Genomic DNA, 21,234 nt, shown 5'->3' with positions numbered 1-21,234 from the left:
TCCGATCTGCATTTGCAGGTCGGTTTTTTGATGGATCAAGTCGTTAAAAAACGATTTCACGATAGGATCTTTTAAGAAAAAAGATAAGAAAGTGAAATAAGGCTTGTATTTTTAAAAAGTACATGTTATATTAATATCTGTCGAAACGTTATATCATCGCGGGGTGGAGCAGTCTGGTAGCTCGTTGGGCTCATAACCCAAAGGTCGTCGGTTCAAATCCGGCCCCCGCAACCAATTTTTATAATTCAAATCCGAAACGTTTATCGTCGCGGGGTGGAGCAGTCTGGTAGCTCGTTGGGCTCATAACCCAAAGGTCGTCGGTTCAAATCCGGCCCCCGCAACCAATTTTAAACTTAACTTCAACTTTACTACGAAACGTTCAGCGTTTCGTATTTTTTTTTGCCTTTTTTGTTCGGTACAATGGAGTAAGAGAAAAGGAGGAGGGACACAGATGATGAAACTTGAAATGACGAACCTCGAACAGACGACGGCGCTTGCCGTTGAACTGGGACACCGTGCCTTCAAAGGGATGGTCGTGACGCTCGACGGGGACTTAGGGGCAGGAAAGACAACCTTCACCCAAGGATTCGCCAAGGGGCTGGGTGTGACCCGAAACGTCAACAGTCCTACGTTTACGATCATGAAGGTCTATACTGGACGATTGCCGCTTTACCATATGGATGTCTACCGTCTCGAAGGCGGAGATGACATCGGTCTTGAAGAATATTTGAATGGAGATGGTGTCGCTGTCGTCGAATGGTCGGAATTGATTGCTGATGTCCTTCCACCGGAACGCCTTGCGATCACGATTGAACGGACGGGCGATGACTCACGTCGTTTTTTGCTTGAACCAATCGGTGAACAGTACATCAAGATATGTGAGGGGTTATATCCATGAAAATCGTAGCGATTGATACATCGACGAAACAACTGTCTGTTGCGTTATCGGACGGGAAACAGATCTTGGCAGAAGCCTCTTATGTGACCTCGTTGAACCATGCAACAAAATTAATGCCTTTGCTTGAGCGCATGATGCAGGAAGTCCGCTGGTCGCCGCGCGATTTGACACGTGTCGTCATTGCGGATGGACCCGGTTCGTATACCGGTCTTCGGATTGGAGCAACAACGGCGAAGACGTTAGCCTATACACTCGGAATCGAACTGGTTCCTGTGTCGACGCTTGAACTGATGGCAGCATCCGCCGGCTCAACCGGTCGCATCGTAGCGATTCAAGACGCCCGCCGTGGTACAGGATTCGTTGGTCTGTACGAAAACGGTCAATTGATCGGAGAAGAGCAACATACATTGGTCGCAGATTTCGTCAAGAACTTGCCGACGGATACGAAAGTGACGGGGGATACGGACAAGTTCGTATCGGAATTGGAACCGTTCGTCGTTGTTGATCCGGCATTCCGCGCTCCACGTGCCGGTGTTCTGGCATTGCTTGGTGCAACACGCCAGCCTGTCGAGACCCATGCTTTTGAGCCGCGTTACCTGCGTCTCGCAGAAGCGGAAGCCAAATGGATTGAGGCACAACGTCATGAGTGACGTCTTGATTCGAAAAATGACGGTCGTGGACGCACCCGGTGTTCATGCCGTGGAACGGGAGTCCTTTGCGACGCCGTGGACACTGGAAGCATTTGTAGCAGAGATGACGCAAAATCCGAATGCCTATTATTTGGTCGCAGAAGCAGAAGAAATCATCGGATTTGCCGGACTGTGGCACATTGCGGATGAGGGCCATATCACGAACGTTGCCGTCAAACGGGCAACGCGTGGCATGGGAGTCGGAGAAGCTCTGCTCGTTGCGTTGATCGCGGAAGCCAAACTGCTTGGGTTACGGGCGATGACACTCGAAGTGCGTGTCTCGAATACACCGGCGCGTACCTTGTACGAAAAACTTGGTTTTTTATACGCCGGGACACGGAAACGTTATTATCAGGACAATAATGAAGATGCAGCCATCTATTGGTTGGAACTAGAAGGAGACAAGCTATGACACAACCGTTGATATTAGCAATTGAATCCAGTTGTGATGAGACAGCCGCTGCTGTCGTGCGCGGGGGGACAGATGTACTTTCGAATGTCGTCTCGTCTCAAATCGAGAGTCATAAACGTTTTGGCGGGGTCGTGCCGGAAGTCGCTTCCCGTCATCACGTGGAACGGATCACATATGTCATTGATGATGCTTTGACGGAAGCGGGCGTCACGATCGATGAAATCGATGCGATTGCCGTCACGGAAGGACCGGGTCTTGTTGGTGCCCTCCTTGTCGGTGTCAGCGCGGCCAAAGCATTGGCCTTTGCTCACAGTAAACCATTGATTGGTGTTCACCACATTGCGGGTCATATTTATGCCAATCGTTTTGTGCAAGAACTTCAGTTCCCGCTCGTCTGTTTGATTGCTTCAGGAGGACATACGGAATTGATTTATATGCCGGAAGACGGCGTCTACGAAGTAATCGGGGAAACCCGTGATGATGCAGCCGGAGAAGCGTATGACAAAGTGGCGCGGACCTTGAAGCTCCCTTATCCAGGTGGCCCCCGGATCGATCAACTGGCTCAAACGGGACAGGATACGTTCCATTTCCCACGGATTTGGCTCGAGAAAGAGTCGTATGACTTTAGTTTCAGCGGCTTAAAATCCTCTGTCATCAATGCCGTCCACAATGCGGAACAACGGGGGGAAGTCATCATCCCGGAAGACTTGGCAGCCAGTTTTCAAGCGAGCGTCGTCGAAGTCCTCGTCACAAAAGCGATTCGGGCCGTCAAGGAAAAGGGCGGGACACAGCTGCTCGTTGCCGGTGGTGTTGCCGCGAACCAAGGACTACGGAAAGGGTTGACCGAAGCCTGTCAACGTGAAGGGATTGAGCTCGTCATCCCGCCGATGCACTTATGCGGTGACAATGCCGCGATGATCGGAGCAGCAGCCATTCATCCATATCGGGCCGGCCGCCAATCGACACTTGCCATGAATGCCGAACCTGGGCTAGATTTAAAGTAAGGAATTCGAGAGACATGGGGGAAATAAGGGAATGAAAAAAGTCATCATCGCGTTATTAGGTGTACTCGTCATTGTCGCAATCGGTTTACAGATTCGGGAAATCGTCGATGCGTATCAAATCGCCTATAAAGAAGAGCTCGTACCAGATAAAAAAGCAGTTGAAGCGAACACGAAACAGCAGCCCCTGTACGAAATCGGTCGTGCGGAAGGTGAACAGACACGGATCGAGAAGCTGTATGCGTTTGATCAGACCGTTAACGGTGAACTAAAGAACGTGGTATTGGTCGACCGCAAATACGGTTTAACGAATAAAGCGAGTGATGACTTCTTTACGATCGCGCCAGGTAAGCCGGCGACGGATCAGGAAAAGAAATCCTTCCAACCGATGATCGACCGACTGGATGCGGAACAAATCCAAGCGGAGGTCATCTCGAAGCACCAGGTCGTGGCCAGTGAAAACAACAAAAAACGGACGCTGACGCTGTATAAAGTCTTTTATAAAGATACGGATCAAAAAGAATACCTGTTTTTCATCGAGAAAGACGGTGGCTTGAAGCTTGATCTCTTTAAAAGAGGATTCTCGCGTCTGGCGAACTATTAAAATAAGCGATGCTCTTCCAACATTCGTGGGGGAACATCGCTTGTTTTTATTTCCATTCCAGGAGACCGTTCAAATCATCGTAAATGCTGTCCGGATCGAGATTCAACTCTTCGACCGGCAGACCTGCCCGATTGATCCATGCTGTCCGAAAACCAAAACTTTTGGCCCCGGTGATGTCCCAGCCGTTCGACGACATGAACAGGACTTCTTCCCGTTTCAGCCCCAGTGTGTTGAGGGCATGCATGTAGGATGCCGGAGTCGGTTTGTATTGTTTGATGTCATCAACGCTGATGATATGGTCGAATCGTTCGGCCAGTCCGGACTGTTCCATCAACGGATCGAGCATATCGTGTGATCCGTTTGAGAAGACTGCCAGTTGTTTATCCCCCATCTGTTGGAGGACGGCATCGACTTCCGGATAATGCTCGAGTTGCAAATAGACCTCCATCAAGTCAGCAATATGTTCTTCCGTGACATGCAATTTGAGTTGCAGCAAGGCATACCGGAGTGCATCACGCGTTACTTGACTGAACGGAACGTATTGACCGTTCAACTGGCGTAAAAACGAGTATTCGAGCTGCTTTTGGCGCCAGGCTTGGCTGATCGCTTCTCCATGTTCCGGGTACAATTCTTCTGCTTTCACTTTGACGGAATGGACATCAAATAAGGTCCCGTACACGTCAAAGACTAAGGCTTTAATCGGTTGTGTCATTCTGATCACCTTTCTGCTTTCCAGTTTGTTCTCTTTAGACAGTTCCCATAAAGCGTTACAGCTGAAACACTCATTTCAAGTGTAACCGGAGGCGTGACGCGAGCCGGATTCGGGAACTGATAGATAAGACCAGGGTCTACTGGAAAGGAAATGAGACATGTTATGACACGCCAACAAAAAATTATGCGAATTCTTCTGCTTATCCTGATCATCAGCGGACTGATTTGGTTCAGCCGTGCCTACCTCGATATTAACCCGACAGATATCAAGGAGTGGATTTTATCGTTCGGAATGTGGGCGCCGATTCTCTATATTCTCCTCTATACGATCCGTCCGTTGATTTTCTTTCCGGCATCCGTCCTGTCGATTACCGGCGGACTGGCCTTTGGTGCCTGGATGGGAACAATCTATACAGTGATCGGAGCGACGCTCGGTGCGGTCGTTGCCTTTTTAGTCGCACGAAAGCTTGGGAGCGGACTGATCAAAGAAAAGGCGAATGCCGGAAAAGTGGAGCAGATTCAGCAGCAACTCGAAAAAAATGGATTCATCTATGTATTGATCTTCCGTCTGCTTCCGATTTTCAACTTCGATTTGATCAGCTATGCAGCCGGACTGTCGAAAGTCCGTTTGCTGTCCTTTTTCCTAGCGACGTTGATCGGAATCATCCCCGGGACATTTGCCTATAATTTTTTAGGCAGCAGCATCGTCTCGAAGGATCCGCAAATCATCATCGGTGCGATTGTCGTCTTTCTTGTCTTGACGATTGTTCCTTGGTATCTCCAAAAACGCTGGAAAGCAAAAAAGAACCTCGGCTGAAGCCGAGGTTCTTTCCGGTTAAGCGTGAAGCCGTTGTGCCCGGACGAAAAATTCATTCGCAAACGTGCGACAGGCGGCTTGTTTCTCGGGTGTATCCGGATCAAACTCAATCTTCAGCCCGGGAACGACAATCGTCGCGCCGGCGGACGCAAGCGTCTGTTCCAACGTATCGACGGCTGCACAGTATTTGGGGTAATCCAAGTCGCCGGAGCCGAAGGCGGCAGCAGGTAAGCCGTTTAATGTACTTTCCCCCAACTCGTCGACGAAGTCTTCTGCTTCATACGGCAAATCACCGTCCCCCCATGTGTAGGAGCCGAGTAAAACGGCATCATACTTGGAAAAGTCGGACGGATATAACTGATCGAGCTCTTGTATGTGAACCGTACAGCCCTTGCGCTCGAGTTCCGACTGCAAGATCTGCACGATGTCTTCCGTGTTGCCGGACATGCTGACAAAACCAATCATGATGTTCATCTGAATCATCCTTTCTTCAAGACGTGAACCTCTTTAGTTTAATTGATAATCGTTCTCAATGCAAAAGAAGAAATAAAAAAAAGGCTCTCCACACGATTGGGAGAGTCTTTTTTTTGTGTCAGTCTTGGAGCTCGGCCCATTCTTCGATTGAACGAATGACAGGTTCAAGCTGACGACCTTTGTCAGTCAAACTGTATTGAATTTTAATCGGACGTTCCGGAATGACGGTCCGGATGACAATACCTTCCGCCTCAAGTTCCTTCATGCGCTCCGTTAACATACGACCAGATAACTCCGGAATCGCATCTTGAATTTCGTTGAAACGACAGGTCTTCGTCATGAGATGACGTAAAATCAAGCCCGTCCACTTCTTGCCCAAAATTTCAAAGGCATGTTCGACTTTCGGACAAAGGGCAGTCGGAATCAATGTCTCTTCCATCAGCACTCATCCTTTCTATATTTGTAGTATACCCGCTTCCACTAAAAAAATCGAATCATTTTACTTAATGTAACAAAAAGAACAAAAACAAATCTGTTTACTTTTAGTAAGTGATGATTTATAGTCATATTTAGGTTACGAAAAGTAATTAAAAAACATTAAGTAAAAGGAGTTTTAATCAAGATGATGGATTTAGGATTATTTCTTATTCGATTGGTGATTGGATTAACATTTGCCGCACACGGGACACAAAAACTGTTTGGCTGGTTCGGAGGGCATGGCATTGCAGGGACGGGGGGCTGGTTCGAGTCGATCGGTATGAAGCCGGGTAAAACACTCGCAATTACGGCAGGACTGGCGGAACTCGTCGGTGGTTTGTTGTTTGCCGGTGGTTTGTTCTTATGGTTTGCTGCCGCCCTGATCATCGGATCGATGCTCATCGCAATCATCAAGGTCCACGGTCAAAATGGTTACTGGGTGACACAGAACGGGTACGAATACAACATGGCCCTGATCGTCATCGCCCTCGGCGTCGCATTGATTGGTGCTGGAGACTATTCGCTCGCAGCCATGCTCGGGTGATCAGAGAAAGCAGGTAATGAAAGATGAAGTTTGATGCACAGTCACTCAGTCCAAAAGACAACTACAAGTTATTGATCGGGAGCATCATCCCGCGACCGATTGCCTTTGTAACGACGAAAGGTGCGGACGGAACGATTAATGCTGCGCCGTTTTCGTTTTTCACGGTCGCCTCAAGCCATCCGCCGCAATTATTGATCGCAGTCCAAAAGACGGATCAAGGGGAAAAAGATACAGCCAAAAATATCTTACTCAATCAGGAGTATGTCATTCATATCGTCAGTGAAGAGATTGTCGAAGCGGTCAACGAAACGGCAGCCCCGCTCGCTTACGGTGAAAGTGAACTGGAGCGGACGAACCTGACGTTGATTGACAGTGATCTGATTGACGTCCCGGCAGTTGCCGAAGCGAAGATTCGCTTTGAACTGAAACTGACACAACACGTCGAGCTGGAGGCAGCTGATTTATTGATCGGCGAAGTCGTACGGTATCACGTCGCAGATGAACTCGTGGACTCGTTCCGAATTGATGCCGACGGTTTAGGCGCAATTGCCCGTCTCGCCGGAAATGATTATGCGAAGATTGGTGACATCTTCACGATTGCGCGTCCTACGAAATAAGACAACGCGATACAAATAGACGAGAAAAGCAGATTCGATATCCGCTTTCCTCGTCTATTTTTGTTGCCTATTCCACTTTATGACGTTTGCTGTACTGGAAACCGTCCAGCAGATAAAACAACACGGCAAGGGCCCAGATCCCGACACAACTGATCAGAAACGCAACGAGCGGTGACACTGCTCCATAATACAGGATGATCATCGGATCATTGAGTTCAACGAATAATTGCGTCGTCAGGAGCGTACAGAATAAGCCGGACAACAGACTGATGAACAGACCGCTCCATGTCTGAATGACAAGACCGATCATACAGGAGATTAAGATAAACAACGGATACACGGCATTCAATCCATCCGGACGGATGAAAACCGAGACATAATCCGCATACATCGGGACAAAATAGAGTACACCGGACAATAGACCTTGAATGAGATTGATCAAGTAACTTTTCGAACGCATCAGTGGAACGACTCCCACTGTTCCATGAGCTCGAGTAAGTCGACATCAATCTGGTCGCGCTCCGCCGACAGGGCAGTCGCTTTCGGAATGTCATTAAAGACTTCCGGTTCGCACAACAGCTGTTCGATTTCGACCGACCGGTTCTCCAACCGTTCAATCTCTTGTTCCAGCTGTTCGAGTTGCTGTTTCTTTTTGCGTGCTTCTTTTTGGGCTTCCTTATCAATCGTCTTCGTCGACGCGACTTTGATTGCTTTCGCTTCTTCCGCTTCGAGGCGGGCGATTTCTTCCTTCTCGGCTTTTTTCTCCATGTAGTATGAGTAGTCGCCGAGATAATCGGTCACACCATCCACACTCATCTCGATGACGCGGGTCGCGACCCGATCGATGAAGTAACGGTCGTGTGAGACGAACAGTAACGTACCTTCGTAATCGACGAGTGCATTCTCGAGCACCATTTTGGAGTCGAGATCCAAGTGGTTCGTCGGCTCATCGAGGACAAGGAGATTCGTTTTCCGTAATTTCAGCTTCGCCAGTGCCAATCGTCCGCGTTCGCCGCCGGATAATTCATGGACGAGCTTGAAGACGTCGTCTCCGCTGAAGAGGAATTGTCCGAGAACAGACCGGACTTCCTGTTCCCGCATCAACGGCCATTCGTTCCAAATCTCGTCGATGACCCGGTTGCGGTCGTTCAGTTCCGCCTGCTCCTGATCGTAGTAACCGATCGAAACGCCGGTGCCGAAACGATAGTCACCGAACAGCGGTTTCAGACGACCGACGAGCACTTTCAGTAACGTCGATTTGCCGATTCCGTTTGGACCGACAAGCGCAAGTGACTCCGCACGTTGCAGCCGGAACGTGATGTTTTTCGAGACGGCTTCTTCATAACCGACGGCGAGTTGGTTTACCTGCAACACGTCATTGCCGCTTTGCTTTTCAATCGGGAACGACAGGACCGTACTGCGTTCGTCGCCGTCCGGCCGGTCGATCCGGTCGACCTTTTCAAGACGTTTGCGGACGCTTTGCGCCCGTTTCGTCGTCGTCGCGCGGGCGATGTTACGCTGGATGAAGTCCTGCATCTTCGCGATGTCTTCCTGCTGCTGTTCAAACTGCTTCATTTCCTGTTCGTACAGCGCCGCTTTTTGTTCGAGATACTTCGTATAGTTGCCGGTAAACTTCCGGGAGACGTTGCGGGACAATTCATAAACGACATTGACGACTTGATCAAGGAAATACCGGTCATGGGAGACGATCAAGACGGCGCCGCGGTAACCGGATAAGTAACTTTCAAGCCAAGACAGGGTATCGATGTCGAGGTGATTGGTCGGCTCATCGAGAATCAACAGTTCCGGTGCCTGCAGCAACATCTTCGCCAGAGCGAGACGGGTCCGTTGACCACCGGAAAGTGTTTGAATCCGACGGGAATAATCGTCCGGATAAAAGCGCATCCCGTGTAAGACGGAGCGGATGTTGGCTTCGAACTGATAGCCGCCGGCTTCCGAGAAGTCGTGTTGCGCCTGATCGTAGGTTTTGAGCAACCGATCATAGGCGACCGGATCATTCAAGATGTGCTCCATGCCCATCTCGATTTCCATCCGGCGTAACGCCCGTTCTTGATCCTGCAGGTGTTCGAAGACGGTCAGCATCTCGTTCCAAATCGATTCGTTGGACTCCAGTCCGCTGTCCTGCGCGAGGTAACCGATCCGGACTTCCTTGCTCTTCATGATTTCCCCGGAATCATGTGAAAGCTCGCCGGCGATGATTTTTAAAAGTGTCGATTTTCCGGCACCATTTCGACCGACCAGGGCAATCCGGTCCCGTTCCTGTACTTCGAGTTTAATATTGTCTAAAATCGGCTCAACACCGAATGATTTTGAGAGTTGGTTTACTTGTAAGAGAATCATATCCATCCATCCTTCCACCCTTTAGTCTATCACGAAAAATCCTGCCGAATATAATATTTGTTACTCTATGTGAAGTGGTTTACAATCAAGGAGAGTAGAATTCTTTGCATTGATTTGGGTGCCACGTCAGAACGTGGCCGAAGGGGGAACTGCAGTATGAATGGGCCAGACACAAAAATACCACAAGCAACGGCGAAACGACTGCCGTTATATTATCGTTTCATCCAGAGTCTTTACAACTCCGGCAAGCTGCGCGTCTCGTCAGCAGAGCTCAGTGAAGCGGTCAAAGTCGACTCGGCGACGATCCGTCGTGATTTTTCCTACTTTGGGGCGTTAGGGAAAAAGGGGTACGGTTACAATGTTCAACATTTGTTAACATTTTTCCGAAAGACACTCAACCAAGACGAGGTCACGAATGTCGCCTTAATCGGGGTCGGACACCTCGGGACAGCGTTTGCAAATTATAACTTTTTAAAGAATAATAGTACTCGTATCGTCATCGCGTTTGACGCGGATGAGGAGAAGGTCGGAACGACGACACAAGACGTTCCGATTTACCACGTGTCAGATATGAAAGAACAAATCAAAGCGAACCATGTCGACGTCGCCATCTTGACGGTACCGTCCCAGTTCGCACAGTCAGTAGCGGACGAGTTAGTTGAGTATGGTGTGACCGGCATTCTGAACTTTACACCGGCACGATTAAACGTACCGGCCCATGTTCGGGTCCATCACATCGATCTGTCGATTGAGTTGCAGTCGCTTGTTTATTTCATGAAGCATTATTCGCAATCAGCTGAAGGAGTGAAATCATAATGGAAAACTTAATCCCGTTGACACTTGGTATCGGCCCGGGGAGCATCGCCTTGATTGGTGTCGTCGCCTTAATCATCTTCGGACCAAAAAAATTACCGGAACTCGGCCGCGCCGCCGGTCAAACGTTAAAAGAATTCAAGAGTGCGACAAACGGCATCATGGAAGATGATAAAGACAAAAAGGACGAAACGAAAGAGAAGTGAGTGAATCATGGCGATCGATCAAGAGCAGAGTATGACGACGCACTTAGATGAACTCCGGAAACGGATCATCTGGTCGCTCATCATCGTGGTGGTCATGTTCGCTGCAGCTTTTCCGCTTGTCCGTCCGCTTGTGCGTTTTCTGCAGGCTGACTTAAAGGAGCTCGGAATTGGTCTGAACGCTTTTAACGTGGCTGATCCACTGATGTTATATCTGAATCTTGCGTTCATCATCGCAATCGTCTTGGCGTCACCGTTTTGGATGTACCAGCTTTGGGCGTTCATCCGTCCCGGTCTGCATGACCAAGAACAAAAAGCGACGTTGACGTATATTCCAGTAACGTTCTTCTTATTTTTAGCTGGTATTTCATTTTCTTACTTTTGGTTGTTACCGTTTTTACTTGAAGTATCGACAGAGCTCGGACAAGAGCTCGGCATCGAACAAGTCATCGGCGTCGAGAACTATTTCAGCTTTTTGATCCGCTTGACGATCCCGTTTGGAATACTGTTCCAACTGCCGGTCGTGACGATGTTTTTGACACGGCTTGGACTCGTGACGCCGTTCTTCATGCGGAAGAATCGGAAGTATGCCTACTTTGCGTTATTCGTCGTCGCGGCGTTGATCTCACCGCCGGACGTCACCTCGCATTTAATGATCTCTGTCCCGTTGTTCGTCTTATATGAAATCAGCATCCTGATTTCAGCGCGGACGTATAAAAAAGTACTGATCTTGGAGCAACAAGCAGAACTGGAGCGACAGGCAGATTTGATGCGTGACTTAAATAAATAACGACCGAAACTCTCCTTGTCGAGGCGGCAAGGAGAGTTTTTTTGTAAGCGGTCTAATTTTATATTGAAAAAATGAACAGCAATGGTTATACTCTTAATAGAAACACACGGGGGCTTAGCTCAGCTGGGAGAGCGTTTGGCTGGCAGCCAAAAGGTCGTCGGTTCGAGCCCGATAGTCTCCATTCCGTTTGTTCAAAAACCCTTGGGAAACCAAGGGTTTTTTTGTGTTTTCCTATCAGAAGTCTTCTTATTGAAATAAGGGGAATATAGGGAGATTGATGCTTTTGATGACATAAACCAACAAATATTTTTAAAAAGAACCAAATTTAAATTGTATATTAAGAGAAACTTAATTAAACTAAAAATACAGAATTTTCGTTTAATATGTTTTTTAGAGTCACATTACATCTTTCGGAAAAGGGGAAAAACGAATGAAGAAGAAGATTGCATTGGTGGCAGCCGCCATCATGACATCTTCCAGCCTGGTTCATGCTGAGGGAAGTCTGTCATCTCAAGGGAAAGCAGACGTACAAAAGCCACAAGCACTCTCACTCAAGAAAACGGGGCAGGAAAAGTCACACAGTCAAAATGAGAAGGTCCGGATTGTCGTCGAACTGGATCAAAAAGCCGCAATCGAGCACGCGCAAGCTCAGAATAAACGTTACAGCGCGTTAAGCAACACGGAGAAAACGATTCTCAAGAATCAAATCGTCAACAAACAGAAGGAAGTCAAAGCTGCGATTGCACAAAAAGACATCGCGGTTGCCTATAAGGAAAGCTTCACGACTGTATTGAACGGGTTCAGCGGGGAAGTCAAATATGGTGAAATCAAGGAACTGAAGAAATTAAGCGGGGTCAAGAACGTACATATCGCACACGAATATGCGCGTCCGGAAGTCGAAAAGGGCGCAACGCCAAACATGTTACATAGTAAAGACATGGTCAATGCGAAGCAGACGTGGCAGGACTACGGGTATAAAGGGGAAGGCACGATCGTTGCCGTCATCGATACGGGAATCGATCCGACGCACAAGGACATGGTCCTCAGCCCGGAAACAAAAGTCGATTTGACGTCATCAAAAGTCGAAGGCTTTAAATCGTCAAAAGGACTAAAAGGAAACTACTTCACGGAAAAAGTCCCGTATGGCTATAACTATGCGGATCATGACAGCGAAATCCGCGATCTCGGTCCGGGTGCTTCGATGCACGGGATGCACGTTGCCGGTACAGTCGGTGCCAACGGCGATGAAGCGAACGGTGGAATCAAAGGGGTTGCACCTGAGACACAACTTCTTGCGATGAAAGTATTCGGAAACGATCCGGGAATGCAGTCGACATTCAGTGACATCTACATCAAAGCGATCGATGATGCGATTGCACTTGGCGCAGACGTCATCAACATGAGTCTCGGTTCAACGGCATCCTTCGTCCAAAAAGATGATCCGGAACAAAAAGCAATCGTCAATGCGATGAACAACGGCATTTTGTGTGCGATTTCAGCCGGAAACTCGGCATTTGCCGGAAGCGGCGCCGGAAACCCGTACGCGTCGAATCCAGACGTCGGTGTCGTCGGTTCACCGGGCTTGATCAGCGAGTCACTGCAAGTTGCGTCGGTTGAGAACACACAATTGACACTCGAAGGAATGGCGTTGACGGTTGACGGGCAGGACGCCGGTTACCTCGCGTATCAAAAACAAGATTCACCAAATCCGATTGCGGTCTTCGATAAAGAGAAGATGGATGTCGTCTATGTCGGCGATGGCAGTGAAGCCAACTATGCCGATAAAGACGTCAAAGATAAAGTCGTCTTCGTCGTCCGGAACGGCAGTTTTAACTATGCGATGATTCAAGCGGAAGCCGAAAAACAAGGCGCAGCCGGTGTCATCGTCCGCGGTCGGGTCGAGCACGGCGATTACGTCAGCATGGCGCTTAATAAACCAACGATTCCGCTCGTCTCGTTAAGCATTGCCGACGGAAACGAACTCGAAGCAAAAGCTAAAGACGGTAAGGCGTTGACGGTGACGTTCGACGGAAAAGCGGTCTCCAGTCCGAATCCGGTTGCCGGCGAAATGTCCGACTTCACGTCATGGGGCGTTACACCGAACCTGGACTTCAAGCCGGAAATCACGGCACCAGGCGGAAAAATCTATTCGACGCTCAACGATAACGAATACGGCGTCATGAGCGGTACATCAATGGCAGCACCACACGTCGCCGGTGGAACAGCGCTCGTCATGCAACGAATCGACAAGGACTTTAAGGTCAGCGGTGCGACACGCGTCAAACTTGCGAAGACGATCCTGATGAACACGTCACGTCCGCAACTCGATAAAGGGAAGTACAATGCGGAAGCGAAAACCGGCAACTATTACTCGCCGCGTCGTGAAGGAGCGGGTCTGATGGACTTGCGTGCGGCGATGAAAACACCGGTCGTCGTGACGGAAACGAAATCGGGCGAAGGAAAAGCAGCCTTAAAACAAGTCGGTGACAAGTTCACCTTCACGTTAGACCTGAAGAACTACAGCAATGAGAAGTTAACGTATAAACTGGCCGGTACCGTTCAATCGGATCTCGCAGTCGAAGGTCAGAACCTCCTCGAGGCAAACGGTATCTTCAAAAAAGGAACCGTTGATGCAGTCGATGCCAACAAAGGCACGTTCCCGATCTCGTTCACGGTCGGTTCGAAGAAAGCAAGCTCGGTCGCAATCAATGCGAAGAGCACAACAAAAGTGAACGTCACGGTCGATTTAAAAGACACGGTGGATTGGGCGAACGGTGCACCACTCGACACGATCTTCGAAAACGGCTACTTCGTCGAAGGATTCGTCCGTCTCGTCGATGCCAACAGCAAAAACCCGGAGTTGACGGTTCCGTATGTCGGCTTTAAAGGGGCATGGGACAAAGCGCCGATCGTGGATGCGCCGCTCTATGACGGCAACACATTCTACGGCATCACGGGTCTTGCGACAGAAGTGAAGGATGACTTCAACTTCCTCGGCACGAATGCGCTCGGTAAAGTCGTCAAAGAAAAAGTTTCGTTCTCTCCGAACGGAGACGGCAGCGCGGATGAGGCGTTCCCGGTTCTGTCGTTCTTGCGGAATGCGAAGAAAGTCGAGTATTCAATTCTCGACCGCAACCAGTCACCACTCCGTAAACTCGAAACACAGTCGGATGTCGTCAAGAACTACTACGATGGTGGAGCGGAACCAGGCTTTACGCCGGTGACGAACGCTGCGTGGGATGGAACGATTAACGGTTCAAAAGTCAAAGACGGGCTGTACTACTACCAAGTGAAATCAGTCGTCGATTACCCGAATGCGAAATGGCAGACCGCGACATTCCCGATCTATGTCGATACGAAAGTACCGGCTGCGACAGTCAAATGGGATGCTGACAAGAAAGCCGTCTCATGGACAGCCGGTGATCAAGGAACAGGTATCGCTTCATTTGATATCCTCGTTGACGGCAAAAGTGTCTTGAAACAGCCGCTTGCTCCATCTGCTAAAAATTACACGCTGACGGATCTTCCGAGCCGCGCGAAAGTCACGTTCGTCGTCTCTGATTACGCGGGCAACATCGTCAAGAAAAACGTCAACACATCAGGCGTCGACAAAGCGGTGCCGAGTGTCCAGATCGACACACCGGAAGCACTTGCCTTAACGACGTCACAACAAGTGACTGTAACAGGTAACGTTGCGGATGAGTCAGGCGTGAAGTCATTTAAAATCAACGGCAAATCCGTGAAATTACGCTGGGATGCCGCGCAACAGCACTATGCGTTCAGCCAGAACATAACGTATACGACAGACGGCGTGAAATCGTTTAAAGTCGAAGCGTATGATGGAAAAGGCAACCGTGTTGCTTTCAGCCGTCAAGTCATCATCGATTCGGAACGTCCGACGATCCGCGTGACGGCACCAACAACGGTTTCAAGCAAAACCAAAACAGCGAAGATGACAATCGTCCTGCGCGACAACTACGATGAGTTACGTTTTGATCTGAACGGCAATGCCGAATACCGCCGTTCGTTCAAAGAACCATACGAGATGCGTGCATTCAAGAAGACAATCAACAAAACCGTCACCTTGAAAAAAGGTCAAAACGTCTACAACCTGAAATTGACTGACTTAGGCGGCCATGTCGTCGAGAAGAAAGTTGTCATTACGAAGAAGTAATCCTTTTACGAAACAGTGCTTGGCAGGATGGAATTCCGTCCTGTCCGGCACTTTTTTTGCGTTTGGACACAAAACGTTTCCGTCTGAACTGCTGAGACGACGCTTTGTGTGTTTATCAAGTTCCGGGAATGGGAAATTTCTTAATAGGTTATTTTTGAGGGGGAACTACTATGAATCCATTCACAACGTTAATCGCCTTCATCGTCGGCTGTCTTGTTCTGTATCTCGGAATTCGTGATAAGAACGGTTGGTTGATCGGTGTCGCGATGATTCCGTTAGCAATCGTTGCCTATAGCGTCATTTACCTGATCATCCAAGTATCGGCCTAGAAACTTCTTTTATAGAAGTTTCTTTTTTTTTGAAACATAACTGGTAAACTGTAAGTATATGACAGTAAAGAGCAAACGAAAGGAACGTGCCCGTATGGAAACTGTACCGGTTCAACAAACCGAATTAAGAACGCTTTATCAAGAGATGCATCAACGAACGACTGCTAAAGTATGGGGTGTCCTGGCACTCTTTTTATTCGTCAGCAGCATGATCGAGCAACCGTTGCTGGCTTTGATCATTCCATTTGTGTACTTCGTCTATGATGCCACAGTGCAACACCGGCGTTTTCAAGTGGTTGCCCGTTATACGACGGAAAGATCGGCAAGTCGTCTGTTCCGTCTTCATGTCGGCGTCGGTCTGTTTCAATATGGCGCGTTGGCTATGTTGATTTTTCTTACGGCTGATCGTTCGGCAACGACTTTTTTGCTGGGACTGTGCCTCGTCGTCATACCGTTCTACTGGCTCTGCCGACGCGTTTTGACCTATCGCTCAAAACAGATTGATCCAACCTATATCAGCGAAACAGATATTCAGCAAGGGTGAAGGGAGAGAGCCGAATGCAAACGGCACGAGACGAACGGTTACACGAGCTGACGCTTGCCTATATCAACAAGAGTCAACTGCAAAAAAACGGCTGGCTGATGGCGGCAGTGGCGGCGACGCTCGGCATCTTTTCGGAAACGATGGATTCCGCACTTTACTTCGGTTTGTTGCCGCTTGTTTATCTGATTTTTGATCTTCCGTTTCAGCTGGAAAAACGGAGGATTTTAGAAAGGTATCTCTCTAAAGATCAGGTCATGACACAATCGATGCTGTGGCTCGGAATTCAGATTGTATTATACGGCTCGTTGCTCATGATCGTGCTCGAAACGAGCGATCTGTCCTTATGGAAGATGACTTTTTGGATCATCCTGATTCTTGCGCCGCTTTATTTTGCGACCGACTGGCTGTTTAAGAAAATGGCACGTTCAGACGATCCCGATTTCGTCAGTGATCAGGAAGTGTATAAGCACGTGAAGTATCTGGAAGAATGACAGGCTTAAAGGAGAGAACATCATGCGCACGGCACGGGACGAACGGTTACACGAATTGACGCTTGCCTATATGGAGAAGGACATCTTAGGAACGAAATGGTTATGGACGTTCTTATTACTGATGAGTATCGGAATTTTAATGACCGTCTTTGATTCGGTTCTACTAACACTTTTGTTTCCGGCAGCTTTTCTTGGATCCAATCTTCGTTATCAAGTAAAAAAACGAAAAATTCTTGAATCGTATATTGGTAAAGAGCTGGCAACGAGATACTGGCGGTTTTGGCTTGTCCAAAACGTTGTCTTAAGTGTTACTTTTACAATCCTTTTAATACAGACGATGAATATGTCGTTTTGGCAGATGTGGAGTTTGATTCTTATTATCTTAGTTCCGATTTACTTCGTTTCTGAATGGTGGTTAAAAACTCAGATTCGGCGCGATGATCCAGATTTTGTCAGTGATCAGGAAGTGTACAAAAATGTATAAAGTAGGAGCGAAAATTAAATGAATACATTGCTTGAAAAAAATGCACGATTAAATCTGCTCGGACCGCCGCTCAAAAAACTTCAACATCTGATTCCAGTTGCTGTATTGATGCTTGCGTTAATCTGCTGGTTCATTCCGGGTTTTTGGGAAACAGGACTGTTTACGTCTTTTGCGATTACTGTACTTTGTTTAGGCGGTGTCGTCCGTGAAATCATGCGTTTGCGGATTTTAAAACGACGTCTGCCGGCTGAATTGTATCAAGAGACGGTCTTGAAGGTCAGCCGGGCTTCAATGATCGGCTATTTTGTGCCTGTATTGTTGTTCTACGCGGGCGATCTCTTCCCGCAGTATTCAGGTGTCGCGTTTGCAATGATTTTGATCTGGGTGCTGGTGATTACGTTGTTTGTTTCCAAACTAAATGCGACGGCGAAACAACTGGATCCCGCCTTCGTGACAATGCGGGAGATTGAACAGTACCGGAAGTAAATAAGAAAAGGGGTAAACAGATGAGAGAAGAGTTAAGTACCTATCAGAGGTGGACAACGATCAGTCGACGTATTCGTACTTACGTAATCGCCAGCTTATTTTTAACTATTATTTTGTACTCAAGAAGTCTGCAACTGACAGAGATGGCATCCGGATTTTTGATTCTCGTCCCTCTGTTTGTCTACAACGGATTTCAGCGAACGCTTCAAATCCTCTTTTTACAACGACATATGGAAAGCCGAAAGATGAGCTTCATGTTTGGCGGTTTAACGTTGATAGAAGCGGGTTATGTTGTCGCTTCTGCGTTCGTTGCACCATACCTTGGACAGATGGGATACCTTTTTCCATTGATGTTGTGGATTGCATCCATCCTACAATTTCAAAGATGGACCGACCGCACTGTTCAAAAGCTTGAACCGATACGGCTGAAAACGTATGGGAACGAATATCGGTATCGGACCGGAGACGGAATTGAGATGGAATTAGACAGACATGATGGAGTGAAACGGCGGTAGGGGGAGTTCAGGGAATGGATGAAATTAAACGCCAACGAAAACAAGATTATCTGCGACTGACGAAACGTGCCCGGCATGTCCAGACGGTATTTTTTCTGCTCATTTTGGTCGTCTTTCTTTTTCTGGCAGATGGTTTGAATTTCTCTGAACCGTCGATGCACTACTTTTTATTGCTCCCGGTGCTTGCTTACCAATGGGTTGTCCGTTTTTTGAAGTATCGTTACTTCACGAAACGGTTTGACCGGATGGAAGTCTTGGGACCATTTGGGGTTACCGTACGTCCTGATCACGATCACCGAGCTGTTAATCGTCGTGGGCGCGCAGTTTTTGATTCCGTACGTGCCGCGACCAACATTGATCGGACCAGTTCTTGTCTTTTTGCTGTCGGTCTTGTCACTCGATCGTCTCGTCGATTCGCGGATCAAAAGACTGGATCCGACGCATCTGTCAGAACGCGAGCTGATTGAAGCAGAACGGGAAGCACGGCGCGTTAAATATTAAATAATAATGAACCGATACGTAAAAAACAACAGCGGCGAGAGGAAGTTAAAATTCCTCTCGCCGCTGTTGTTTTTTTAGAAATGATTTGATTTACGAGACTCCTGCAGGAAGAAGCGCAAGGCAACTTGCGCTGTCAGAGACAAACAAGACCCGCTTTCCTGTCCAAATGGACAGGAAAACTGGCTTGTGTCTCGCCTGAGGAAAGCGAGTGAAACAAGAAATCATTTCTTGTTGGTTGATCAGTTTTCTTACTTTTTCAGAAGCAGATAAATAAAGTACGGTGCGCCGATCAGTGCGACGACGATACCGGCCGGAACGCCTTCCGGATCAGCGATGTTTCGTCCGATCGTATCCGCCAAGACGAGCAACCAACCGCCGATCAACAGTGCGATCGGCAAGAACCATTGATGGCGTGGACCGACGAGGGCACGGGCGATATGCGGTGCCATCAAGCCGATGAAGGAAATCCCACCGGTGACGGAGACGGCGGACGCCGCGAGTGCGACTGCTGTCAGCAACAGTTGAATCCGTTCCTTCTCAATCGAGACCCCGACACCGATCGCAACCGGTTCGTTTAAAGCGAGCAGATTGAGTTTATTGGCTTTATACAGCGTAAACGGAATCAAGACGATCAACCAGGGCAGCAAGGCATAGACGAATGTCCAGTCCGTGCCCCAGATGTTACCGGCGAGCCATTTGGCGATGAAGTCGACTTTTTCACGTTTCGTCGATGAGATCAAGATGACCATGATACCGGACAAGGCCATCGAGAAGCCGACGCCGGTCAAAATGAGCCGGATTGGTTGCAAGCCGCGATTCCGGTCGTAAGAAAGCGCGTAAATGGCTACGGCCGTCACTAAAGCACCTAAGAAGGCAGCAACCGGTAATCCGTAGATAAATGAGCCGACATCAACCGGAAAATAGAGGAAGAAAATCGCCACCGCAACACCGGCTCCTGTGTTAATCCCGATAATGCCGGGATCGGCCAGCTCATTCCGGGTGATGCCTTGCAAAATCGAACCGGACAAGGCGAGCGCCATTCCCGCAAGTAAGGTAATGATAATTCGTGGCAGACGGAGCGAGAACAGAACAAAATCTTCTTTGAACGTCCCTTGACCGAACAACGTCGGCAACAGACGGTCGTACGAGACTGATGCCGGACCAAGCCCGATACTGATGACGATCGTGCCGAGCAGTAGCACACTTAAAATGAAAAAGATCAAGCGTTGACGGCGGCGTAAACGAGTTTCCATCATGAGAATGCGTGACCTCCTTTACGGACAATCAATAAGAAGAACGGTAAACCGAGCATCGAGACGATTGCGACGACAGGTGTCTCGTACGGCGCAAACAGCGTCCGACCGATCGTATCGGCAAGCAGCATGAACGTCGCTCCGAATACAGCCGTCATCGGCAGAATGTAACGGTAATCGGTCCCGACGATTGCCCGGACGATATGGGGAATCATCAATCCGATGAATGCCATGTTGCCGACTAAGGCGACGGCAGCACCGGCAAGCAGGATGACGACGACGTACAAGACAGCTTTGATCCGGGTGATGTTTTGACCAAGACCAAGTGCGACTTCTTCCGACAGACTGAGAATCGTCAACTGACGCGAGAAAATCATCGCAATCACCGTCCCGATGACGATGACCGGCGTGATCGCCTGCAGTTGTCCCCACGTCGTGCCGACGAGTCCGCCTGACGTCCACTGAGAGACGTCCTGGGCAATCTTGAAGTAGATGCCGATTCCTTCCGCAATCGCGTACAAGAAGGCGGAAATCGCCGATCCGGCGAGGACGATCCGGAGCGGGGAGAAGCCGCCTTGGCGGGAAGCACCGATTCCGAAGACGAGAGCGGCACCGAGGGCAGCACCGATGAAGCATGCGAGCATGATGCCGTAATAGTTGATGCCGGGAATGAAGACGATTGCTAAGGCAAGGGCCGCATTGGCACCGGCTGTTAGACCGAGCAGACCGGGATCCGCCAGAGGATTACGTGTCATCGCCTGCATGATGGCACCCGAGACGCCGAGTGCCGCACCGACGAGAATCGTGGCGAGTTCCCGGGGGAGACGAATTTCTTGAATGATTTTGGCTTTATCGTTGAGCGGACCAAACGTCAAGGCGTTCCAGACTTCACGGATTGACGTATCAGCAGCACCAAACGTCATCGAAATCCAAAACATGACGACGAAGAGGACCAGTCCGAATGAAATTTTTAATCCAAAGGGTAGTCGAGCGGATGACACAGGTATCGCCTCCAGTTTGTATGAATCCAAAAAAGGAGGGAGCAT

26 protein-coding genes and 3 tRNA genes are annotated in these 21,234 nt (G+C 48.8%); 22 read left to right on the top strand and 7 right to left on the bottom strand.

Translation table 11 applies throughout. From position 1 onward, the window contains the following. Positions 1-157: 157 nt before the first annotated feature. The 7 genes from D3D03_RS15060 (at position 158) to D3D03_RS15030 (ending at position 3,604) form a co-directional block, all read left to right on the top strand. Positions 158-234, top strand: a tRNA-Met gene (locus D3D03_RS15060). A gap of 33 nt (positions 235-267) precedes the next feature. Next, positions 268-344, top strand: a tRNA-Met gene (locus D3D03_RS15055). 107 nt (positions 345-451) lie between these two features. Continuing rightward, positions 452-898: a tRNA (adenosine(37)-N6)-threonylcarbamoyltransferase complex ATPase subunit type 1 TsaE gene (tsaE, locus tag D3D03_RS15050; protein ID WP_026831810.1), complete on the top strand. Its 447-nt coding sequence runs from the start codon at positions 452-454 to the stop codon at positions 896-898. Next, positions 895-1,548, top strand: a complete 654-nt coding sequence (tsaB, locus tag D3D03_RS15045) for a tRNA (adenosine(37)-N6)-threonylcarbamoyltransferase complex dimerization subunit type 1 TsaB (protein ID WP_119924039.1) — start codon at positions 895-897, stop codon at positions 1,546-1,548. Before tsaE ends, tsaB begins: the two co-directional genes overlap by 4 nt. Beyond that, the gene (gene rimI / locus D3D03_RS15040; RefSeq protein WP_119924038.1) at positions 1,541-1,999 is read left to right on the top strand and encodes a ribosomal protein S18-alanine N-acetyltransferase; all 459 of its coding nucleotides are present in this window, start codon (positions 1,541-1,543) and stop codon (positions 1,997-1,999) included. Before tsaB ends, rimI begins: the two co-directional genes overlap by 8 nt. Then, positions 1,996-3,003, top strand: coding sequence for a tRNA (adenosine(37)-N6)-threonylcarbamoyltransferase complex transferase subunit TsaD (gene tsaD / locus D3D03_RS15035; protein ID WP_119924037.1), 1,008 nt, complete (start codon positions 1,996-1,998; stop codon positions 3,001-3,003). The genes rimI and tsaD overlap by 4 nt, the downstream gene beginning before the upstream one ends. A gap of 31 nt (positions 3,004-3,034) precedes the next feature. Next, the gene (locus D3D03_RS15030; RefSeq protein ID WP_026831814.1) at positions 3,035-3,604 is read left to right on the top strand and encodes a hypothetical protein; all 570 of its coding nucleotides are present in this window, start codon (positions 3,035-3,037) and stop codon (positions 3,602-3,604) included. Between the two features lie 46 nt (positions 3,605-3,650). Here the strand turns inward: D3D03_RS15030 and D3D03_RS15025 are convergent, their stop codons facing one another. Next, positions 3,651-4,316, bottom strand: coding sequence for a haloacid dehalogenase type II (locus D3D03_RS15025; RefSeq protein WP_119924036.1), 666 nt, complete (start codon positions 4,314-4,316; stop codon positions 3,651-3,653). Between the two features lie 162 nt (positions 4,317-4,478). On the opposite strand from D3D03_RS15025, the gene D3D03_RS15020 reads away from it, so the two are divergent. Beyond that, complete coding sequence (locus D3D03_RS15020) at positions 4,479-5,132, top strand: TVP38/TMEM64 family protein (protein WP_026831816.1); 654 nt, start codon at positions 4,479-4,481, stop codon at positions 5,130-5,132. A gap of 18 nt (positions 5,133-5,150) precedes the next feature. On the opposite strand, the gene D3D03_RS15015 is transcribed toward D3D03_RS15020, so the two are convergent. Both D3D03_RS15015 and D3D03_RS15010 read right to left on the bottom strand, forming a co-directional pair. Continuing rightward, on the bottom strand, positions 5,151-5,606 hold the full coding sequence (locus D3D03_RS15015) for a flavodoxin (RefSeq protein WP_369877672.1): 456 nt from the start codon (positions 5,604-5,606) through the stop codon (positions 5,151-5,153). A 118-nt stretch (positions 5,607-5,724) separates the two neighbouring features. Beyond that, complete coding sequence (locus tag D3D03_RS15010) at positions 5,725-6,045, bottom strand: winged helix-turn-helix transcriptional regulator (RefSeq protein WP_012371654.1); 321 nt, start codon at positions 6,043-6,045, stop codon at positions 5,725-5,727. Between the two features lie 183 nt (positions 6,046-6,228). On the opposite strand from D3D03_RS15010, the gene D3D03_RS15005 reads away from it, so the two are divergent. Next, the gene (locus D3D03_RS15005; protein ID WP_026831818.1) at positions 6,229-6,627 is read left to right on the top strand and encodes a DoxX family protein; all 399 of its coding nucleotides are present in this window, start codon (positions 6,229-6,231) and stop codon (positions 6,625-6,627) included. A 23-nt stretch (positions 6,628-6,650) separates the two neighbouring features. Beyond that, positions 6,651-7,244, top strand: coding sequence for a flavin reductase family protein (locus tag D3D03_RS15000; protein ID WP_119924034.1), 594 nt, complete (start codon positions 6,651-6,653; stop codon positions 7,242-7,244). 67 nt (positions 7,245-7,311) lie between these two features. Here D3D03_RS15000 and D3D03_RS14995 read toward each other — a convergent pair whose 3' ends face one another. Both D3D03_RS14995 and D3D03_RS14990 read right to left on the bottom strand, forming a co-directional pair. Next, the gene (locus tag D3D03_RS14995) at positions 7,312-7,704 is read right to left on the bottom strand and encodes a hypothetical protein (RefSeq protein WP_026831820.1); all 393 of its coding nucleotides are present in this window, start codon (positions 7,702-7,704) and stop codon (positions 7,312-7,314) included. Then, the gene (locus tag D3D03_RS14990) at positions 7,704-9,605 is read right to left on the bottom strand and encodes an ABC-F family ATP-binding cassette domain-containing protein (RefSeq protein ID WP_026831821.1); all 1,902 of its coding nucleotides are present in this window, start codon (positions 9,603-9,605) and stop codon (positions 7,704-7,706) included. Before D3D03_RS14990 ends, D3D03_RS14995 begins: the two co-directional genes overlap by 1 nt. A gap of 156 nt (positions 9,606-9,761) precedes the next feature. On the opposite strand from D3D03_RS14990, the gene D3D03_RS14985 reads away from it, so the two are divergent. The 12 genes from D3D03_RS14985 (at position 9,762) to D3D03_RS16930 (ending at position 18,935) form a co-directional block, all read left to right on the top strand. Then, complete coding sequence (locus D3D03_RS14985; protein ID WP_026831822.1) at positions 9,762-10,421, top strand: redox-sensing transcriptional repressor Rex; 660 nt, start codon at positions 9,762-9,764, stop codon at positions 10,419-10,421. Beyond that, on the top strand, positions 10,421-10,624 hold the full coding sequence (locus D3D03_RS14980; protein WP_026831823.1) for a twin-arginine translocase TatA/TatE family subunit: 204 nt from the start codon (positions 10,421-10,423) through the stop codon (positions 10,622-10,624). Before D3D03_RS14985 ends, D3D03_RS14980 begins: the two co-directional genes overlap by 1 nt. 7 nt (positions 10,625-10,631) lie before the next feature. After that, a complete protein-coding gene (tatC, locus tag D3D03_RS14975; RefSeq protein WP_119924033.1) occupies positions 10,632-11,411 on the top strand; it encodes a twin-arginine translocase subunit TatC in 780 nt (259 codons plus the stop codon). A gap of 108 nt (positions 11,412-11,519) precedes the next feature. Beyond that, positions 11,520-11,592, top strand: a tRNA-Ala gene (locus D3D03_RS14970). Positions 11,593-11,841: 249 nt separating this feature from the next. Then, entirely contained in the window at positions 11,842-15,585 is a 3,744-nt protein-coding gene (locus D3D03_RS14965) for a S8 family serine peptidase (RefSeq protein ID WP_119924032.1), read from the top strand. Positions 15,586-15,755: 170 nt separating this feature from the next. Continuing rightward, positions 15,756-15,914, top strand: a complete 159-nt coding sequence (locus D3D03_RS16840; RefSeq protein ID WP_014971497.1) for a hypothetical protein — start codon at positions 15,756-15,758, stop codon at positions 15,912-15,914. A gap of 94 nt (positions 15,915-16,008) precedes the next feature. Further along, a complete protein-coding gene (locus tag D3D03_RS14960; RefSeq protein WP_119924031.1) occupies positions 16,009-16,458 on the top strand; it encodes a hypothetical protein in 450 nt (149 codons plus the stop codon). A gap of 14 nt (positions 16,459-16,472) precedes the next feature. Continuing rightward, positions 16,473-16,949, top strand: coding sequence for a hypothetical protein (locus D3D03_RS14955; protein ID WP_119924030.1), 477 nt, complete (start codon positions 16,473-16,475; stop codon positions 16,947-16,949). Between the two features lie 22 nt (positions 16,950-16,971). Continuing rightward, positions 16,972-17,433, top strand: coding sequence for a hypothetical protein (locus D3D03_RS14950; RefSeq protein ID WP_119924029.1), 462 nt, complete (start codon positions 16,972-16,974; stop codon positions 17,431-17,433). A gap of 18 nt (positions 17,434-17,451) precedes the next feature. Beyond that, positions 17,452-17,919, top strand: a complete 468-nt coding sequence (locus tag D3D03_RS14945; RefSeq protein WP_119924028.1) for a hypothetical protein — start codon at positions 17,452-17,454, stop codon at positions 17,917-17,919. Between the two features lie 20 nt (positions 17,920-17,939). Beyond that, positions 17,940-18,434, top strand: coding sequence for a hypothetical protein (locus tag D3D03_RS14940; protein ID WP_147367733.1), 495 nt, complete (start codon positions 17,940-17,942; stop codon positions 18,432-18,434). Positions 18,435-18,698: 264 nt separating this feature from the next. Further along, the gene (locus D3D03_RS16930) at positions 18,699-18,935 is read left to right on the top strand and encodes a hypothetical protein (RefSeq protein WP_233550720.1); all 237 of its coding nucleotides are present in this window, start codon (positions 18,699-18,701) and stop codon (positions 18,933-18,935) included. Between the two features lie 248 nt (positions 18,936-19,183). Here the strand turns inward: D3D03_RS16930 and D3D03_RS14930 are convergent, their stop codons facing one another. Further along, entirely contained in the window at positions 19,184-20,191 is a 1,008-nt protein-coding gene (locus D3D03_RS14930; protein WP_119924026.1) for a FecCD family ABC transporter permease, read from the bottom strand. Next, positions 20,188-21,234 carry a FecCD family ABC transporter permease gene (locus tag D3D03_RS14925; RefSeq protein ID WP_119924025.1) on the bottom strand — a complete coding sequence of 349 codons (1,047 nt, stop codon included), beginning with the start codon at positions 21,232-21,234 and terminating at the stop codon, positions 20,188-20,190. The genes D3D03_RS14930 and D3D03_RS14925 overlap by 4 nt, the downstream gene beginning before the upstream one ends.

Origin of the sequence: Exiguobacterium sp. RIT452, assembly GCF_003598705.1 — a bacterium.
GTDB classification, from domain to species: domain Bacteria; phylum Bacillota; class Bacilli; order Exiguobacteriales; family Exiguobacteriaceae; genus Exiguobacterium_A; species Exiguobacterium_A undae.
Note: the sequence above shows the minus strand (reverse complement) of the source record. Positions and strands in the feature narration are given on the sequence as shown.

Excerpts from the sequence above, each read along its gene's own strand:
- D3D03_RS15010 (WP_012371654.1), bottom strand. The coding sequence starts at position 6,045 with ATGGAAGAGACATTGATTCCGACTGCCCTTTGTCCGAAAGTCGAACAT.
- tatC (WP_119924033.1), top strand. The coding sequence starts at position 10,632 with ATGGCGATCGATCAAGAGCAGAGTATGACGACGCACTTAGATGAACTC.
- tsaD (WP_119924037.1), top strand. The coding sequence starts at position 1,996 with ATGACACAACCGTTGATATTAGCAATTGAATCCAGTTGTGATGAGACA.
- D3D03_RS14940 (WP_147367733.1), top strand. The coding sequence starts at position 17,940 with ATGAGAGAAGAGTTAAGTACCTATCAGAGGTGGACAACGATCAGTCGA.
- D3D03_RS14955 (WP_119924030.1), top strand. The coding sequence starts at position 16,473 with ATGCAAACGGCACGAGACGAACGGTTACACGAGCTGACGCTTGCCTAT.
- D3D03_RS15025 (WP_119924036.1), bottom strand. The coding sequence starts at position 4,316 with ATGACACAACCGATTAAAGCCTTAGTCTTTGACGTGTACGGGACCTTA.
- tsaB (WP_119924039.1), top strand. The coding sequence starts at position 895 with ATGAAAATCGTAGCGATTGATACATCGACGAAACAACTGTCTGTTGCG.
- D3D03_RS15020 (WP_026831816.1), top strand. The coding sequence starts at position 4,479 with ATGACACGCCAACAAAAAATTATGCGAATTCTTCTGCTTATCCTGATC.
- D3D03_RS14960 (WP_119924031.1), top strand. The coding sequence starts at position 16,009 with ATGGAAACTGTACCGGTTCAACAAACCGAATTAAGAACGCTTTATCAA.
- D3D03_RS14980 (WP_026831823.1), top strand. The coding sequence starts at position 10,421 with ATGGAAAACTTAATCCCGTTGACACTTGGTATCGGCCCGGGGAGCATC.
- D3D03_RS14950 (WP_119924029.1), top strand. The coding sequence starts at position 16,972 with ATGCGCACGGCACGGGACGAACGGTTACACGAATTGACGCTTGCCTAT.
- rimI (WP_119924038.1), top strand. The coding sequence starts at position 1,541 with ATGAGTGACGTCTTGATTCGAAAAATGACGGTCGTGGACGCACCCGGT.
- D3D03_RS15015 (WP_369877672.1), bottom strand. The coding sequence starts at position 5,606 with ATGAACATCATGATTGGTTTTGTCAGCATGTCCGGCAACACGGAAGAC.
- D3D03_RS15005 (WP_026831818.1), top strand. The coding sequence starts at position 6,229 with ATGATGGATTTAGGATTATTTCTTATTCGATTGGTGATTGGATTAACA.
- D3D03_RS15000 (WP_119924034.1), top strand. The coding sequence starts at position 6,651 with ATGAAGTTTGATGCACAGTCACTCAGTCCAAAAGACAACTACAAGTTA.
- D3D03_RS14990 (WP_026831821.1), bottom strand. The coding sequence starts at position 9,605 with ATGATTCTCTTACAAGTAAACCAACTCTCAAAATCATTCGGTGTTGAG.
- D3D03_RS14945 (WP_119924028.1), top strand. The coding sequence starts at position 17,452 with ATGAATACATTGCTTGAAAAAAATGCACGATTAAATCTGCTCGGACCG.
- D3D03_RS14995 (WP_026831820.1), bottom strand. The coding sequence starts at position 7,704 with ATGCGTTCGAAAAGTTACTTGATCAATCTCATTCAAGGTCTATTGTCC.
- D3D03_RS14985 (WP_026831822.1), top strand. The coding sequence starts at position 9,762 with ATGAATGGGCCAGACACAAAAATACCACAAGCAACGGCGAAACGACTG.
- D3D03_RS14965 (WP_119924032.1), top strand. The coding sequence starts at position 11,842 with ATGAAGAAGAAGATTGCATTGGTGGCAGCCGCCATCATGACATCTTCC.
- D3D03_RS15030 (WP_026831814.1), top strand. The coding sequence starts at position 3,035 with ATGAAAAAAGTCATCATCGCGTTATTAGGTGTACTCGTCATTGTCGCA.
- tsaE (WP_026831810.1), top strand. The coding sequence starts at position 452 with ATGATGAAACTTGAAATGACGAACCTCGAACAGACGACGGCGCTTGCC.
- D3D03_RS14925 (WP_119924025.1), bottom strand. The coding sequence starts at position 21,234 with ATGCTCCCTCCTTTTTTGGATTCATACAAACTGGAGGCGATACCTGTG.
- D3D03_RS14930 (WP_119924026.1), bottom strand. The coding sequence starts at position 20,191 with ATGATGGAAACTCGTTTACGCCGCCGTCAACGCTTGATCTTTTTCATT.
- D3D03_RS16840 (WP_014971497.1), top strand. The coding sequence starts at position 15,756 with ATGAATCCATTCACAACGTTAATCGCCTTCATCGTCGGCTGTCTTGTT.